A 16033-nucleotide genomic window follows, 5' to 3' on the forward strand; every position below is an offset into this window, starting at 1 on the left:
CAATTAGTCAAAATAAATCAATATGATTATTGAGTTTTTTTTGTAGTTTACAGAAACTTCTCATTTATAATCTCAATTTTATATTTATTACTTGCATAAACTAAGATAATGAGCTTCCACGTCTCTTCTCAAGGAATTTTGACTTCACTATCAGAATATCACCTGTCTGTATCTCCAGATCACCTGTCGGCAGTATAGACATATTATCCCTGAGTACCATATATATATTCACACCATACTCCTCCGTAGCCTGGAGTATGGTCCTGCCGCAAAACTTGCTCACATCATCTACGAGCAGTTCTCCAATCTCGTCCACATCAACAACTTTGGACTCCTCGTTGGCATTGTTCTGATACTGCTCTACAAATCCGGCGCTTATGATACCTGTAGGTATCGCTACCAGCAGAACTCCCATAAATGCTATGACTATCGCCATGCATTTGCCCAGCAGCGTGATCGGGTAAATGTCTCCATACCCCACGGTAAGGACTGTCGATACCGCCCACCATATGCCGCTGAAGGCGTTGCTGAACACTCCCGGCTGTGCGGCATGCTCAGTGCTGTACATACACAGGCTGCTCGCCATCATCAGTATAAATATGATGAACATGGACGATATGATCTGTCTGCTCTTTCTCAGCAGGACTATCTTAATGACATTGAAGCTGTCGTACTTTGAATTGATCCTGAAAAGATGGAATATACGGATCACCCTGAGCATCCTGAACGCCACGAAGCCAGACAGAAAGAACACTGGTATGATCGTGAGCAGATCCACAACTCCGTCATATGATATGAGGAACTTTCCTATAGCCTTTCCTCTGGTGCATGTGGGATACAGGAAATCCGCCGTCCATATGCGGAGAATGTACTCAACACAGAATATGCCTGTAGTCACCCACTCGATAACACTCAGCAGCCCATAATATGGTTCAAGCTGATCGTAGGTCTGCAGGAACATCACCGATATGTTCGACAATATGACACCCACTATGAATATGTCAAATGCCCTGCTCGCCAGATTGCTTTTGTCCCCTATCTGTATTATGTCAAATATTTGCTTTTTGAGTTTTGTCTTGTTTACCGCCATTGCTCTCCTCTTATATATCTATTTGTCCTTGAGAATGTCCATCATCTCATCTATCATCTCTTCGTCCTGAAGCCTGAACTTGATCTCCACGCGTCTCGACGCTGCCATGTCCACTGCTTATGATGCCGTTGCTCTCCGTCAGACAGTACTTTGCCACTGAGAACGCTCGCTGCTGTGAAAGTTCAAGATTGTATATGTAGGAACCATTCATATCCGTGTGTCCCTCTATGATTATCTCCGAAACGTATTCCCTGTAATCATCGCGCAGAAGCACACTGCAGTACTTCGGCAGGAACTGGTTGATGGTAAGCATACACGAATATACCACCCGTTATGGCAAACATACGCACACTTATAATCGCCCTATCTCCTATCATAATTAAAAAGAGGCTGTTTTACCAGTTGAAATACTTACTCCTTTACCTGTTATTTACATATTTACGCGGGATTTACATGTTTTTACAAGGCTCTGTGCATACCGCACAAATGGCCATTTTCTTTTTGTGCACTTTGAAAAATGTGTCATAAAATCTTTAAATTTTGAAGATTTTATTTTGCAAAACGTTTTTTTTCTGTACATATTCTGTTCATATTTTGTGTATATACTGAACTCAGTTGTTCAAGAGAAAGTAATTTACTCTTAGTTGTTTAAGTTGTTGTTTAAAAAAGAACCGCCTAGCAATTCAGGTGGTTCTTTTTTTGCGCACAAAATTATCTCTTATTTAGCAAAAAAGGCTGAAAAGATACAATTTCTTCAGATTTTGTATCTTTTCAGCCTTTTATTTTGATTTAGAGATAATTTTGTGTGCAGACGAACTCATCCGCCACCAAAAGATCCCAGCTTTATAACTAACTCTACACTGCAAATTACTCCGTAGGAAGCTTAGCCTTCTCGAATATCTCAACAACCTTGTCGTCAGGCTTCTTTGTGAGAAGTGATACGACGATAGCTGTAATGAACGCTGCTGCAAATCCAGGAACGATCTCATAAAGTCCTGTTGGTGTTGCAAGGAACTTGTACCAGAGCATGTCAACAGCAAATCCGACTATGATAGAAGCAAGTGCTCCATTGTAATTCAGTCGCTTCCAGTACAGTGACAGAACGATAACCGGTCCAAATGCCGATCCGAATGCGCCCCATGCATTTGACACGAGTGCCATGATACCCTCGCAGTCTGGATTCATCGCTATGGCAAGTGCCACAACTGAGATGATGATGACCACAATTCTTCCTGCCCAGAGCATCTCCTTGTCGGATGCACTCTTTCTGAATATAGGCTTGTACACATCAGACGAAAATGCTGATGATGAAGCAAGGAGCTGTGAATCAGCTGTACTCATGGACGCTGCAAGGATAGCTGAGAGAAGTATACCAGCTACAAGTGCAGGGAACACGCCTCTTACAAGTCTGATGAATACCTGTGAGTTATCTGTAAGTCCACCGCCAAGATACTTAAGGCCGACCATACCAACTACGGATGCCATAACGAGGATGATTCCCGTCCAGCAAGTACCGACTATTCTGGACTTCTTCATCTCCTTCTCTGACTTGATCGAAATGTATCTTATAAGAATATGTGGCATACCCATATATCCAAGTCCCCATGCAAGTCCTGATATGATATTGATCACACTGTTCTTGTCAAATGAACCACTTATAAGGGCATTGTAATAATTGTCTGGAATGACAACATCAGGTGCTATAAAGCCAGCGCCCTGCATGGTGATGACCGCAATGATAGGTGCGATCATGAGAGCTGCAAGCATCAGAAGTCCCTGGAAGAAATCCGTCCAGCACACTGCATTAAAACCACCAAGGAATGTGTACACGATGATGATGACTGCAGCGCCAATCATGGCTGTATTCCTATCGATGCCCATAACAGTGTTGAACAGAGTACCGCAGGCCGATATACTTGACGCAGCGTATATACAATATGCAACCACAAATATAACTGCACATATTATGAGAAGCAGCTTATTGTCTGACTGAAAACGATTTGTCAGATACTGAGGTATAGTGATCGAATCGTTGTACGCTATCGAGAATCTTCTGAGTCTCGGTGCTATGAATATCCAGGCACATGCTGTTCCGATGAACAGACCAACTGATATCCACATGTTGCTGAGTCCTGTCGCATAGAATGCTCCGGGCAGTCCCATGAGAACCCACGCACTCATATCAGATGCTCCGGCGCTGAGTGCAGCCACCAGACCATTCATATCTCTTCCTCCAAGAAAATAATCCTTCTCTCCGGCATTCCCCTTGGATTTGAAGAAGAAATAAATTCCTACACCGATTACCAGGACAAAATACGCTATAAACGCAATCATCTCGTAAACATTCATTAGTTAATCCACCTTCCATAATAATTATAATTTATCTGCTCCGCACCAACTTTACCACTGCAGTGCAGTATCTCACTGTCAGTGCACATAACAAAGCAAATTCTACACGGAAACTTGCCAAAATGCAAGATTTTTCAGCATTTGGCTATTATAAACTGAGGCCAGCGCTCTCCAGAATAAAAAAGCGGCCCATGGTGGCTTGTCCGGTCATGATCCCGGAAAGCCCACCATCGAGCCGGCTGTTTATATTTGACTACCTGATCTTATAGATTAGAATCCGATATGTCTGTTATCTGTGATTCTCTTTGCCTTGCCCTCTGAACGTGGGATGGTCTTAGGCGGAACCAGCTCAACCTTTGCGCTGATAAGCAGTGTCTGCTTGATATCAGTCTTGATGCGGGCTGCAATAGCCGCAAGCTTTGCTGCATCGTTCATATCCACATCTTCCTTGAGCTCTACCTGAACTGTCAGCTTGTCCTGTGAATTCACACGATCAACCACGAGCATATAATGAGTTGAAGCCTCCTCCACACCGAGGAGAACTGACTCTATCTGACTAGGGAATACATTTACACCACGAATTACAAGCATGTCGTCTGTACGGCCTGTGATACGACTCATCTTGACAGTTGTTCTTCCACATGCACATGTGCCGTGTGTAAGTGTACATATATCATGTGTCCTGTATCTGATCATAGGAGTACCAGTCTTAGTAAGAGTTGTAAATACAAGTTCTCCCGGAACTCCGTCCGGAAGCGGTTCTTCTGTGACAGGATCAATAATCTCCGCGAGGACATGATCCTCGTTGATGTGCATTCCATTCTTCTCAAAGCACTCAAATGCAACTCCAGGTCCACCTATCTCAGTTAATCCATATATATCAAATGCATCAAAGTCGAGGAGCTCCTCAAGATGCTGTCTCATCTCCTCAGTCCATGGCTCAGCGCCAAAGCATCCGGACTTAAGCTTAAGTTCGGACGGATCAATACCCATCTCTCTAATCGTCTCTGCAAGATATGTAGCATATGATGGTGTACAACAGAGCATTGTAGCACCAAGCTCTTTCATCATCGTGATCTGTCTCTGTGTATTACCTGATGACATCGGTACCACCATGGCTCCAACCTCGGTAGCCCCCTGATGAGCACCGAGTCCGCCTGTGAACAATCCATAACCGTAAGCTATCTGGATGATATCATCCTCTCCGGCTCCGGCACACCTGAATGCCCTGGCAACCATCTCTGTCCATACATCAATATCATTACGTGTATATCCTGTTACGATAGGCTTTCCTGTGGTTCCTGATGAACCCTGTATTCTGATGATATCCTTCTTGTCCGCAGCAAACAATCCAAATGGGAAATTATCCCTGAGATCTGTCTTCTGTGTAAACGGAAGCTTTGTTATATCATCTATTGTCTCTATATCCTCCGGCTTTACCCCAGCTTCATCCATTCTGGCTCTGTATGCCGGAACATTTGCATATTCAAGTTCTACTGTCTTTCTAAGTCTCTCCCCCTGAAGCTTTCCTCTCTCCTCAGGATCCATACACTCCATCTCTTTATTATAGATGTAATGAATCTTCTTCTGTCTCATAACTTCACTGTCCTCCATAAGATAAATCAAATCAGCATTTGTGCAACCTGCTGATTTTGTATGACACTTTAGCGCGCCAAACAACTAAATTGTACATACATATGTGGGCTGTGTCAAGGAAAAGCCATCAATCGCAGTACATTTTCCGTATATTTTTGAGAGAGCTTCGAATATTTGCGGTCAAATGGCATATTTGCCTGATAGATTACTCTTGCATTCCGGGTTTTCAGGTCGTATATTATTATCTGACAACAAAAAGAGGACGCGGGAGCTTGTAGTACAGGCTGAGAGGAAGGTGTGACCTTCGACCGGAAACCTGATTTGGATAATGCCAACGTAGGGAAGCCTGATAGCAGTCGTTTGTTAAAGTGCAGACTTTATTGGAGTTACCAGATCGGTAACTCTTTTTTTGTGCAGATAAAAGACTTTGGAGGAAAGGGCTATGGTAACAGTGAACGGAAAAGATCTCGACGTTGCCGGGCAGAATCTGGCGGCATTTCTTGAAGAATCCGGCTACAAACCGGTGCGCATAGTTGTTGAGATCAACGAGGAGATCATACCGAGAGAGACATACGCAGACATTACATTTAACGACGGCGACTGTGTGGAGGTCGTGAGTTTCATGGGAGGAGGAGCATTATAATGAAAGAAGACAAGCTGATAATCGGAGGACATGAATTCAATTCAAGATTTATTCTGGGTTCAGGAAAGTATTCCATGAAGCTGATCGAATCAGCTATAAAGGACGCAGGAGCAGAGATCATCACTCTGGCCGTCCGCCGTGCAAATACAAAGGAAGAGGAAAATATTCTCGATTTCATCCCGGAGGGAGTTACTCTCCTGCCAAATACAAGCGGCGCGAGGAACGCCGAGGAGGCCGTGCGCATAGCAAGGCTTGCAAGGGCTCTGGGCTGTGGAGACTTCGTCAAGGTGGAGATCATGCGCGACAGCAAATATCTCCTTCCCGACAACCAGGAAACGATAAAGGCAACCGAGGCACTGGCAAATGAAGGATTTGTGGTACTGCCTTACATGTACCCGGACCTGAATGCCGCCCGTGATCTGGTAAATGCGGGAGCCGCAGCGGTCATGCCACTGGCATCACCTATAGGTTCCAACAAAGGACTGGCTACCAAAGACTTCATCCAGATCCTCATCGACGAGATCGAGCTTCCGATCATAGTTGACGCCGGTATCGGAAGGCCATCCCAGGCATGTGAAGCCATGGAGATGGGCGCTGCCGCCATCATGGCCAACACTGCCCTCGCCACAGCCGGAAATCTGCCACTCATGGCATCGGCATTCAAGGACGCGATAAATTCAGGCCGAAAGGCTTATCTGGCAGGTCTTGGAAGAGTTCTCACCAGAGGGGCATCCGCTTCAGATCCACTGACCGGATTCCTGCATGACTAAGGGGGTGCACTCAGATGGAAAACCACTTTCTGATAGATTCGGAATATCTTTCGCCGGAAGCGCTGCAGATCAAACACCGTCTGGAGACAGATCCATCGTCAAGGAAAAGCCATATGGAATACCTTCCGGGCATGGAGGTTATTGAATCTGACATCCGCAGCAAGGTCATGGAGCACATGAACAGCTACGACTACAGCAGTTACACAGGCAGAGACGTCATGGCTGCCCTTGAACACGAGACGTGCAGCATAGAGGACTTCAAGGCTCTGCTCTCCCCCGCCGCCGAACCATTTCTTGAGATGATGGCGCAGCGCGCAAGCCGCGAGACAAGCAGGCACTTCGGCAACACGGTCTACATGTTCACGCCGCTCTACATAGCCAACTACTGTGAGAACTACTGCGTATACTGCGGCTTCAACTGCTACAATCACATCAACAGAATGAAACTCTCAGCAGAGCAGATCGAGAAGGAAATGAAGGTCATCGCCGACAGCGGCATGGAAGAGATCCTTATACTGACCGGCGAGAGCCGCAGCCAGAGTGACGTAACGTATATCGGCGAGGCATGCAAGCTTGCAAGGAAATACTTCCGCATGGTAGGTCTTGAAATATATCCGGTGAACACCGATGAGTACCGCTACCTCCATGAATGCGGTGCGGACTATGTGACAGTGTTCCAGGAGACCTACGACGCAGACAAATACGAGACTCTTCACCTGATGGGTCACAAGAGAGTATGGCCATACCGTTTCGACTCGCAGGAGCGCGCCCTCATGGGCGGAATGCGGGGCGTTGCATTCTCAGCACTGTTAGGGCTCTCCGACTTCCGCAAGGATGCACTGGCAACAGCCCTTCACGCGTATTTTCTCCAGAGAAAATACCCACACGCAGAGATGTCACTCTCCTGTCCAAGACTGAGACCGATCATCAACAACGATCAGATCAATCCTCTGGACGTACACGAGAAGCAGCTCTGCCAGATACTGTGCGCATACAGGATATTCCTGCCATTTGCCGGAATAACGGTATCTTCAAGGGAGAGTGCAGACTTCAGGAACGGCATAGTGAAAATCGCAGCGACCAAGGTATCGGCGGGCGTGTCAACCGGAATCGGCGATCATGAAAGCAAATACAGCGGCAAGACTTCCTGCAGTGAGCAGGGCGACGAGCAGTTCGAGATCAACGACAACAGAAGTCTTGAGCATATGTATTCAGACATAGAGGGCGAGGGACTGCAGCCCGTACTCAATGACTATCTGTATGTGTAACAACAACTATCAGATCAAAACGATCTGAACTATACAGCATACCGCCGTCTGCCGGCGGAGAAAGAAGTTTGAAATGTATACATTTGATTCTACTTTATATTTTATAACCGACAGCACAGGTCTGTCCGAGGAAGAATTCTTATATAGAGTGGAGTGTGCCCTCGATGGCGGTGCGACACTCATGCAGCTTAGAGAAAAGGAAAGAACTACCCGTGAGTACATACATCTTGCGGACAAGGTGCACTCAATTGCGCGCCGCTACAACGTGCCGCTCATCATAGATGACCGGGTAGATGTGGCGCTGGCAACCGATGCCGAGGGTGTCCATGTGGGGCAGACAGATATGCCAGTCTCCATAGCCAGAAAACTCATGGGGCCTGACCGCATCGTGGGCGCAACCACCAAGACTGTTTCTCAGGCCGTGGAGGCGTATGAACAGGGAGCTGATTATCTGGGAGTTGGAGCCATCTACCCAACCACCACCAAGGTCAAGACAGTGCTCACATCCACGGATACACTGAGAGACATTTGCAAGGCAGTTCCCATCCCGGTAAATGCCATCGGAGGACTCAATCCGACCAACCTGGATGTCCTCTCGGGCATACCTATCGCCGGCATCTGTGTGGTGTCCGCCATAATGAAAGCTGACAATCCAAAGGATGCTGCCAGCCGTCTATTGGCATTATCCAGGCAGTTACAGTCAAAAATCTCTCTCAAATAAGCAAAAATTGCAAAAATACGCAACTTATTTTCATTTTAATGAAAAGAAAGGTTGCAATTAAATGATTTTGCAATTACAATCAATACAAAGTGTAACTATTTTTTTGTATGAGGTGGTTTTAATGGAAAACGTATTAAACAGCATATATTCCAACCGTATTATGGTTCAGGATCAAAGTAATGATACCGCAAAGGAAGCAGCAGTTGAGGCTGTACATGCAAGAGTCGTTGCAAAGCCGAACTTCATCAGAGGTTCCGTGGAGCTGCTCGTACTCTATCTGCTCAGCCAGAAAGATTATTACGGCTACGAGCTGTCACAGCTCATGGACTCACTGTCAGACGGCGTGATAAAGATTCCTATCGGTTCTCTATATCCTGCATTGTACAAATTGATTGAATACGGTTTCATCTCCGATCACAAAGAGCAGGTTGGAAAGAGAATGACCAGAGTATATTATCATCTGGAGCAGCCTGGATTCCAGCGTATGCATATTCTTATAACCGAATATACAAAGGTCCACAAGGCTATTTCATCCATACTTGACTATACTCCAGAGCCTGAGAAGAAATAATTTCTTTCAGATTAAAAATACCGTTGTCCATATTTTTTATGAACAACGGTATTTTTTTATTTTACTATTCTGTACTTCTTTGAAACTGTACCCTTATACCTTCCGGAAAACTTTATCTTCACCGTATATGTTCCAGCTTTCTTTCTCGCCTTAGGGTATGTCACCTTGTAGTATTTTGATGATATTATCTTACCATCGCTGTCCTTCACAGTCACCTTAGGTGTCTTTGTCTTACCATCATACTTATATCTCGTCTGTGATAATGTAACTCTCTTTATCTTCTTGACAACGATATACTTCTTCTGGCCGCATTTTCTGCATGTATGTAACACCTTGCCATCGTTTCTGGTAGTTGCTGTTTTTACTACCTTGCCGGAATATACATGCGCACATTTTCCTGTTACGGTTACCGTATATGATGCCGAACGCGATCCAACTGTGGCTGTGATCTTCACAGTTCCCTTTCTGAGACCTGTTACCACTCCTGTAGATGACACCTTTGCAATAGCGGAATTCGATGTTTTCCACTTAGCTCCCGCAAGTACCTTATACGATGTACTTCCATACTGTCCAAGAACCGCCTTGAGTGTGAGGGTTATCTTCTGTCCCTCCTGCACGCTCTTATTTCCGGTCATCTTAACCGATGTGATATTGTCCTTCTGCACCTCCACCGTAACATCGCTCTCACCAGTGGACTTAGCCATAGTCTCAGCCTGACTGCCGCTTCCCATGAACTGGGCTGCGGTCGTGTTCGGATAAGATGCATTCTTATTTATAAATGTACCAACACCCACATACCTGTTTGCTGGATTTATCATGGATGTGTAATGTCCGGTCACCGCTCCAGGAGTTCCCTTCACATAGGCATCCTTCTCGCTGTACCACTGCTCAATACCCATGAGCATGCTCTCTGACCAGTTCCACGCAAGCACCTCGGAAGTCGGCCAGCCATTTCCCGGATATTTGAAATCAAATACAGACTTTCCGTTGAGTCTTGAGTGATACATTGTAACACTCGCCTCCGCAGCTCTGATCCTTGCTATCTTCTCAAGTCCTGCCGACCACTTGATCGGCACATAGTCGTCAAGCGTCAATTTCCGTCCATCAATCTTAACGCCCTGCTTACATGCTTCATAACGGATCTGATTGATCCTCTTCACTGCAGCCGAAGCCTCCGACACATACTTGCCCTTCATTGCTATAAACACGCAATTGGCAGATGGTTTTGTCACATCCGCAGGTATTGTCGCCGCTTCAGCACTTGTTCCTCCCGGCACGATCACTGACAATCCAACTGCAACTGCGATCGCCAGAGCCATTATCCGGTGTAACAACTTCTTCTTTTGTACTCCCATAGTTTGAATTTGTCCTCCTCTTATAATATGTATCAGCCTGTTGATTTCATTATAACTCACTATGTGATTTATTGCATGCCTATTTGCTAAACAATACAGTATATCGCATTAATCTATGTACTCAGGCATTATGTTTTCACCTATAACACAATCTAACATTTCTTCTATTGTATTTCCATACTTTACAAGGCAACCATCAGTATACCCATAAAACACATTATCTCCAGTACATAAAATTAGCATATTTCCGTTATCATTTTCGCCTATTGGAATTACTGTATTAATACCTTCTATGTCATATTCATCTTCTAAATATTCTAAACTTTCTTTATACAGATTTTTTCCAATTGCTTTTAAAGGATTAAAATTTTTATCAGTTAATAAAAAACCTCTGCTATTAAGAGTATCTATTACTTCGTCAACATCTATTTGTCTTTCTAACGACCATCCCGCATCTATCAATCTTTCTTTTGTGTTTGCATTCATTATCAAATTATTCCTTCCTACTTATTAGCAGATTTGAAATATTCCATACATTCTATTTTTCGAATATATTTTTTGTTATTAAATACTTTTTCAAATTTCACCTTTTTCGCCCCTCTAATTGATCATCCCTGCTTTATCAACTTTCAGTGGAATATAACTATATTTATTTAGCTATGAATTAACTTTTGCTACCACGCTCGCTATAATATACTTGCCATTTATCTTCCTTTGCAATGCATAATTTTTCATTTGGCAAGCCTCCCACCATTATTGAATATAATTCTTGTGGAATCCCCATCATTTCTAGTTCTTTTTCTAATTGTTCGACTGTCATGCTTATTGAATTCTCCTTAAAATCCCATCATCCAGTGTATCTGGCAACCAATATTGTATTCCTCCACCTGATTCATCAAGCCAAGATGCTATTTTCAATAACCTCACCTTTGTTTGCCAAATGTGGATCTTTCTCTACTTCAGATCTATTTCGAATTCAAAGACTGTGATTTATTTTTTAGGTTATGTGCCTTAAGTGGAAACATAATTAGATAAAATACTTTTTACTTTGTAAATTTTTTATAATATTCATTATCTTTATAAGATTGTTCAATTTGATAAAACAAATCAACATCCTTCTCATCTGACCACACATCAAATCCAACATATTGAGAAGTACGATATTGGATACAAATATTATATTCTTCGATCCGAAACTCTCTTGACTTTTCTGTTTTGGTTAAATAAATATGCAAATCTTTCTTTAATGGATATTCTTTACCTTCATAATACATTATTGGTCCATTATCTGTAGGATATAATGCAAAAAAAATATTCTCCGCTTTGAAATATTTCCCTGTAAAATACGGCATTTGTTTTTTTCCATTATTATATTCTCTTTCTCCAGTAATTCTATTCAACATACAATGCTCATGTATTTCTATATTTGATAATTCAACAACTGCATCAATCATACTATTGTCTCATTAGTTTACTGAATATGTTCTTAAATTACTCTCCTGTTTGTTCCTGTACTAATTGCAAAACAAAATCCCCAAAATCTTCTGCTAATATTTCAACGACTTCATATTCCTCACCATCGTAAGACGCCATTATAACTCTGGGCTCCTTTTGCTTATTTAGGTGGGAATAATCCAAGTACGCCATACTGCCATCATCAAAATCATATATCGGAATCCACTCCTCAGGCAAACTATATTCATCCCTGTCATTCAGCGCATAAGCAACAGAATTTCCTTCCAATATTCCAGAATCATCATCTGGGTCAATTCCAAAAATTTCGCTGCCATAGAAGGATAAGTATCCATATTTTTCATAAAATTCTCTACATTGATTCGAAAATTTTATATTAAGTATTTGCTCTGACTTTCTGATTTCTTCTTCACTTTTTCCACCTGCTGTAGTATAAAATTTACATTTGGGTGCCAACTCCATTGCCTTAATAAAATTTGTGTAACTCATATATACCTCCGCATCATAATATTTTATAGCTCGACATCATCTTTCTGCGATACCCCCCTCTCCTTTACATTATTGTCTAACAATAGTATTGCATCATCAATTATTTTTTGTCAACAGCCGTTTAGTTTTTCTTAGTTCATTTATAAAAATGTCCATTCTATATATATCATTTGATTGTTATTCCAAGTCCTTTTTCTTGCCGCTGTACTTGTTCCCCAAAAACCATAGCCCTTTCTTTGAACTTCCTGTATTATACTCTCAATTTGCTCTTCTAGAAGTTCTTCGTGCTCATGTGGCGGCTTCCAAAATTTCATTGTATCTCTCCTGAAACTTGTTCTGCATATGCCCCCCCGAGTCTAAATTCCATCATCCAGCATCTCTACCAACAGCATTTTAGTTTTTTTAATTTAATTGCAAAAAATACATTGTTTTCATAACAAATACTGTTATGAAAACAATGTACTTTTACAAATCAAAAATTTTACGCTAATTGTTTTAACCTAAATAGTCTTTTTTATTTCTTCCAAATCCTTTCATCAAAGCATCTTGAACTATACTGACATTATTAACCTACTCTCTTGCTTATAGGTTCTCATCATAAATATTCAATTTTTCTACGTTTATTGTTAAATAGCAATTTTTCAAGGCGTAAAACCGCTCATCAAAATTTGTTTCTATTTCTATAATTGTATCACCAAATTGAAATGTTGCGCATCCGTCTTCTTCATATTCAAGCAATAATAGGGTAATTTGAATGTTTCCATCCACCATTTCTATATGATATTCTTTCGTATCACATAAAACAAAGGACTCATAATCACATAACATATCAATATCCATTTCAACATAATATACCTTATCAATCGGTCTATTATTACCCTTCCATATTCCCTTTGCATTTCCATAATCAGTAGAAAAATACACAACTTCATCCAATACTTTTTCAACATATATTTTCATTTTATCTGTCACCTACTTCTTAATTCTAATAAGCGTATTAAAGTATTCAATCACATCATTCGCCGAATCATTCAGCCTTGGTTGCCTTTGCCGGTATTGATCCAACCACCATCTGACTGCCACCGGTGCAGTGGCAAGAAAGCCTACCACCATAATCTACGCCGTATTTCGGGATGGTAAGCCTTATGAGCCTAAGAAATTCTGTTAATATATGGTAGTGAGACTACGAATTAAGCCTGCCGGCGGGAGGCTTAGTTGTGATGCTCATTTTTAAATTTTCGAACTTTATCACACCACTCATCAATTAATTGACGAAGTTCTTTTGTATCAACTTCACACCAATTCCCCATAGCATCCTCTGCCAGATTATCATATACTTTAGTCGTTTTAGGACTTATTTCCGCACAACATACATTTCCATTTACTTCTTCATATTCACTTTCCCCTGACAGTACTCTATCAAAACCTAATTTAATCCATTTTTCAAAGGGCAATACATCGCATGACATAAAAGTTGTCAACAACTGATATTTCTCATCAAATATGATACTTATATCCTCAATACCATTTTTTAATTTATATTCTTCTATTCTGTATTTCATTTCTATTCCTCCGGAAATGCTGAAATAATTTTACCACTTTGATCCAAAAACATATCTATTTTCATACCATTATTAGCTACTCCCTGATATGTATTTCTTGTGCCATGAAAACAATGCGTTCTGAGTCTGTGAAGGACAATATTCAGTTTTGATTTTTGATGTCCTTAAGTGCACCCAGAAGGCAAATTTCGTCCTAGAAGTGTCTCTAAATTAATCTTCATAGATAAATCGCCTTTGGCGAGAATCGTTCCGATTAATTAAAGATCGTGGTTGATTTTTTAGGTGGTGGGCATCCTCACGTGGAGACATAATACATATTATTCAAAAACAATTTGAACCGTATTTTCATTCATATTTCTCTGAACTTCCTGTATTATACTCTCAATTTGCTCTTCTAGAAGTTCTTCATGCTCATGTGGGGGCTCCCAAAATTTCATTGTATCTCTATATACCACAAACTTTTTGCCTACAAGCATTTCTCCTTCTGCTTTTACAACATATCCGTTCCCCAGATCAATTTTTACGTAATTCATACTACCTGTTATTTTCATGTTTTTCTACCTCTAGATAATAATTTTTCCTTGCTGGATTTTTCTAATTTCTAAATGGTCTTATATGTACTCAGAGGGAAAATCATCCCTAAGGCATGCAATCTTCCTTGCTGCAACCACCTGTCCTTTTCACAACAGTCCTTTAATGCCTATTACAAAAAGAAGCGTGAGCAGGGCAAACACCATCTGACTGCCACAGGTGCAGTGGCAAGAAAGCTTACCACCGTAATTTATGCCGTGTTACGGGATAGTAAACCTTATGAACCTAAGAAGTTCTGTTAAATGTCTGGTAGTGAGACTAGGATTTAAGCCTGCCCGTGGGGAGGCTTAGTTTGCATGTGTAAAGATTAATCAAACTCCTCTATCATAATGCTACATGGACTAAAATTTTCATCTCTTTTCCATTCACACTTACCTTTCTTAGATACTAGAACCCTAAATTCATCACTATATACTTCATCTTCATCATCCAAATAATACAGCAAGCCATAACTACCCGTGGCAATCTTAGTAATGTTCTCATACATACTAATCATCTCTTCTGTTCTTTCTGTCTTATGGTTTTCCATCACACTAAACTGAACAAAACGCGAATAATTTTTTTCTATTACTTTTAATTCATTGTATTTTAACTTCTTGATTAAATTATCAATGTCATCAAATACTTTTTTTTCATCTATTTCTGGATGTAAATCTTCATCCAAATATGTAGCTCTTATCTCTAACCACGCATAAATCGTTACCATAGTAATCCTCTTTCTTTTCTAATTTAAAATTCCCAAAGGTTCAGTATCTATTATTACCTCAACCCCATATCTCTCGCTATACTCGTATAATTTATCAAGTACTTCCTGACTCGGAATTCCCTCAAATTGATAATAAATTTTTCTTTCGTATTTTTTTGCTGCTTCAAAAGTCGCTTTCATCTGTGTTCTAACCGTTTTATTAACACATTTTAATGGTGGTTTAGCTTGTGCAATATATTGATCTGAAATCACATCAAATTCACGCTGAATTGGATCATCCGCAAAAGCAGATCTCGATTGACCTCCAATTCTTTTAGCTAATTCATCAGCTGCTGCATCTTTAGTATTACATTGAATTATTTCCCTTGACTTCCCATAGCTGGTCTCACAAGTAATACTACTTTCAGACTCCACCCGTCCTTTGCTAGTAGACATAACCCTATTCTTTCCATCTGCTTTTGACGATGACTTTCCACCCTCAAAAACTGACCGCAAAACAAATGATGTCATTGCACACTCTGCCCAGGCCTTGGCTACATCTCCGCCTGTTATTGCTTTATCATATTTGTTTCCATGATATATGTATGTAGCAAGAAAGCTTACCACCGTAATCTATGCTGTAGTACGGGATGGTAAGCCCTATGAACCTAAGAAATTCTGTTAATATATGGTAGTGAGACTACGAATTAAGCCTGCCGGCGGGAGGCTTAGTTGTAGTGCATAGAAATAATCTCATCAACATATTCTTTCAAATCATCTTCCAAATCTTCCCTTATAGCAATAATTGATTCCCAATTTAAATCTTTTCCTATATCATAATAATTCACAGCATCACATATCATATTCAAT

General features: G+C 41.3%; 20 protein-coding genes, 1 pseudogene and 1 riboswitch. Of the genes and pseudogenes, 6 read left to right on the forward strand and 15 right to left on the reverse strand.

What is annotated here, in order from left to right; translation table 11 throughout:
* Nucleotides 1-100 precede the first annotated feature (100 nt).
* The 4 genes from DXB91_RS03145 to DXB91_RS03160 all read right to left on the reverse strand — a co-directional run bounded on the left by DXB91_RS03145 (nt 101) and on the right by DXB91_RS03160 (nt 5035).
* On the reverse strand, nt 101-1090 hold the full coding sequence (locus DXB91_RS03145; RefSeq protein WP_015533310.1) for an ion transporter: 990 nt from the start codon (nt 1088-1090) through the stop codon (nt 101-103).
* 46 nt (nt 1091-1136) lie between these two features.
* Nucleotides 1137-1403 (reverse strand): OmpA family protein, encoded by a 267-nt coding sequence (locus tag DXB91_RS03150; protein WP_243003499.1) that lies wholly within the window; start codon nt 1401-1403, stop codon nt 1137-1139.
* 554 nt (nt 1404-1957) lie between these two features.
* A complete protein-coding gene (putP, locus tag DXB91_RS03155) occupies nt 1958-3439 on the reverse strand; it encodes a sodium/proline symporter PutP (protein WP_118016788.1) in 1482 nt (493 codons plus the stop codon).
* A gap of 270 nt (nt 3440-3709) precedes the next feature.
* Complete coding sequence (locus DXB91_RS03160) at nt 3710-5035, reverse strand: phenylacetate--CoA ligase family protein (protein ID WP_118016789.1); 1326 nt, start codon at nt 5033-5035, stop codon at nt 3710-3712.
* A 254-nt stretch (nt 5036-5289) separates the two neighbouring features.
* Nucleotides 5290-5395, forward strand: a riboswitch (TPP riboswitch).
* A gap of 82 nt (nt 5396-5477) precedes the next feature.
* Here DXB91_RS03160 and thiS point away from each other — a divergent pair.
* The 5 genes from thiS (at nt 5478) to DXB91_RS03185 (ending at nt 9008) form a co-directional block, all read left to right on the forward strand.
* A complete protein-coding gene (gene thiS, locus DXB91_RS03165) occupies nt 5478-5678 on the forward strand; it encodes a sulfur carrier protein ThiS (protein ID WP_015533314.1) in 201 nt (66 codons plus the stop codon).
* Nucleotides 5678-6448, forward strand: coding sequence for a thiazole synthase (locus tag DXB91_RS03170; RefSeq protein ID WP_015533315.1), 771 nt, complete (start codon nt 5678-5680; stop codon nt 6446-6448). Before thiS ends, DXB91_RS03170 begins: the two co-directional genes overlap by 1 nt.
* Before the next feature lie 14 nt (nt 6449-6462).
* Nucleotides 6463-7716, forward strand: a complete 1254-nt coding sequence (gene thiH / locus DXB91_RS03175) for a 2-iminoacetate synthase ThiH (RefSeq protein ID WP_055279806.1) — start codon at nt 6463-6465, stop codon at nt 7714-7716.
* Nucleotides 7717-7789: 73 nt separating this feature from the next.
* Nucleotides 7790-8437, forward strand: a complete 648-nt coding sequence (thiE, locus tag DXB91_RS03180) for a thiamine phosphate synthase (RefSeq protein ID WP_118016790.1) — start codon at nt 7790-7792, stop codon at nt 8435-8437.
* 121 nt (nt 8438-8558) lie between these two features.
* Nucleotides 8559-9008 (forward strand): PadR family transcriptional regulator, encoded by a 450-nt coding sequence (locus tag DXB91_RS03185; protein ID WP_118016791.1) that lies wholly within the window; start codon nt 8559-8561, stop codon nt 9006-9008.
* Between the two features lie 56 nt (nt 9009-9064).
* Here the strand turns inward: DXB91_RS03185 and DXB91_RS03190 are convergent, their stop codons facing one another.
* The 9 genes from DXB91_RS03190 to DXB91_RS03220 form a co-directional block, all read right to left on the reverse strand.
* Complete coding sequence (locus DXB91_RS03190; RefSeq protein WP_118016792.1) at nt 9065-10363, reverse strand: CAP domain-containing protein; 1299 nt, start codon at nt 10361-10363, stop codon at nt 9065-9067.
* A gap of 108 nt (nt 10364-10471) precedes the next feature.
* Nucleotides 10472-10849 carry an SUKH-3 domain-containing protein gene (locus tag DXB91_RS03195; RefSeq protein WP_147343968.1) on the reverse strand — a complete coding sequence of 126 codons (378 nt, stop codon included), beginning with the start codon at nt 10847-10849 and terminating at the stop codon, nt 10472-10474.
* A 178-nt stretch (nt 10850-11027) separates the two neighbouring features.
* A complete protein-coding gene (locus DXB91_RS14080; RefSeq protein ID WP_158564577.1) occupies nt 11028-11183 on the reverse strand; it encodes a hypothetical protein in 156 nt (51 codons plus the stop codon).
* Nucleotides 11184-11406: 223 nt separating this feature from the next.
* Nucleotides 11407-11817 (reverse strand): hypothetical protein, encoded by a 411-nt coding sequence (locus tag DXB91_RS03200; RefSeq protein WP_118016794.1) that lies wholly within the window; start codon nt 11815-11817, stop codon nt 11407-11409.
* A gap of 37 nt (nt 11818-11854) precedes the next feature.
* The gene (locus DXB91_RS03205; RefSeq protein ID WP_118016795.1) at nt 11855-12325 is read right to left on the reverse strand and encodes an SMI1/KNR4 family protein; all 471 of its coding nucleotides are present in this window, start codon (nt 12323-12325) and stop codon (nt 11855-11857) included.
* A gap of 140 nt (nt 12326-12465) precedes the next feature.
* A complete protein-coding gene (locus tag DXB91_RS14085; RefSeq protein WP_158564578.1) occupies nt 12466-12639 on the reverse strand; it encodes a hypothetical protein in 174 nt (57 codons plus the stop codon).
* A gap of 268 nt (nt 12640-12907) precedes the next feature.
* Complete coding sequence (locus tag DXB91_RS03210; protein WP_118016796.1) at nt 12908-13285, reverse strand: hypothetical protein; 378 nt, start codon at nt 13283-13285, stop codon at nt 12908-12910.
* Between the two features lie 251 nt (nt 13286-13536).
* Nucleotides 13537-13887: a hypothetical protein gene (locus tag DXB91_RS03215; protein WP_243003500.1), complete on the reverse strand. Its 351-nt coding sequence runs from the start codon at nt 13885-13887 to the stop codon at nt 13537-13539.
* A 317-nt stretch (nt 13888-14204) separates the two neighbouring features.
* Complete coding sequence (locus DXB91_RS03220) at nt 14205-14438, reverse strand: Imm74 family immunity protein (RefSeq protein ID WP_055274067.1); 234 nt, start codon at nt 14436-14438, stop codon at nt 14205-14207.
* 82 nt (nt 14439-14520) lie between these two features.
* On the opposite strand from DXB91_RS03220, the pseudogene DXB91_RS14835 reads away from it, so the two are divergent.
* Nucleotides 14521-14720 (forward strand): annotated as a pseudogene (locus DXB91_RS14835) (IS110 family transposase); the annotation flags it as partial.
* Between the two features lie 65 nt (nt 14721-14785).
* Here DXB91_RS14835 and DXB91_RS03230 read toward each other — a convergent pair.
* Nucleotides 14786-15184, reverse strand: coding sequence for an Imm7 family immunity protein (locus DXB91_RS03230; RefSeq protein ID WP_007884552.1), 399 nt, complete (start codon nt 15182-15184; stop codon nt 14786-14788).
* An 18-nt stretch (nt 15185-15202) separates the two neighbouring features.
* Complete coding sequence (locus tag DXB91_RS03235) at nt 15203-15694, reverse strand: restriction endonuclease fold toxin (RefSeq protein WP_082418112.1); 492 nt, start codon at nt 15692-15694, stop codon at nt 15203-15205.
* Nucleotides 15695-16033 lie beyond the last annotated feature (339 nt).

The organism is Coprococcus sp. OM06-34AC (assembly GCF_003462545.1).
Taxonomy (GTDB): domain Bacteria; phylum Bacillota; class Clostridia; order Lachnospirales; family Lachnospiraceae; genus Coprococcus; species Coprococcus aceti.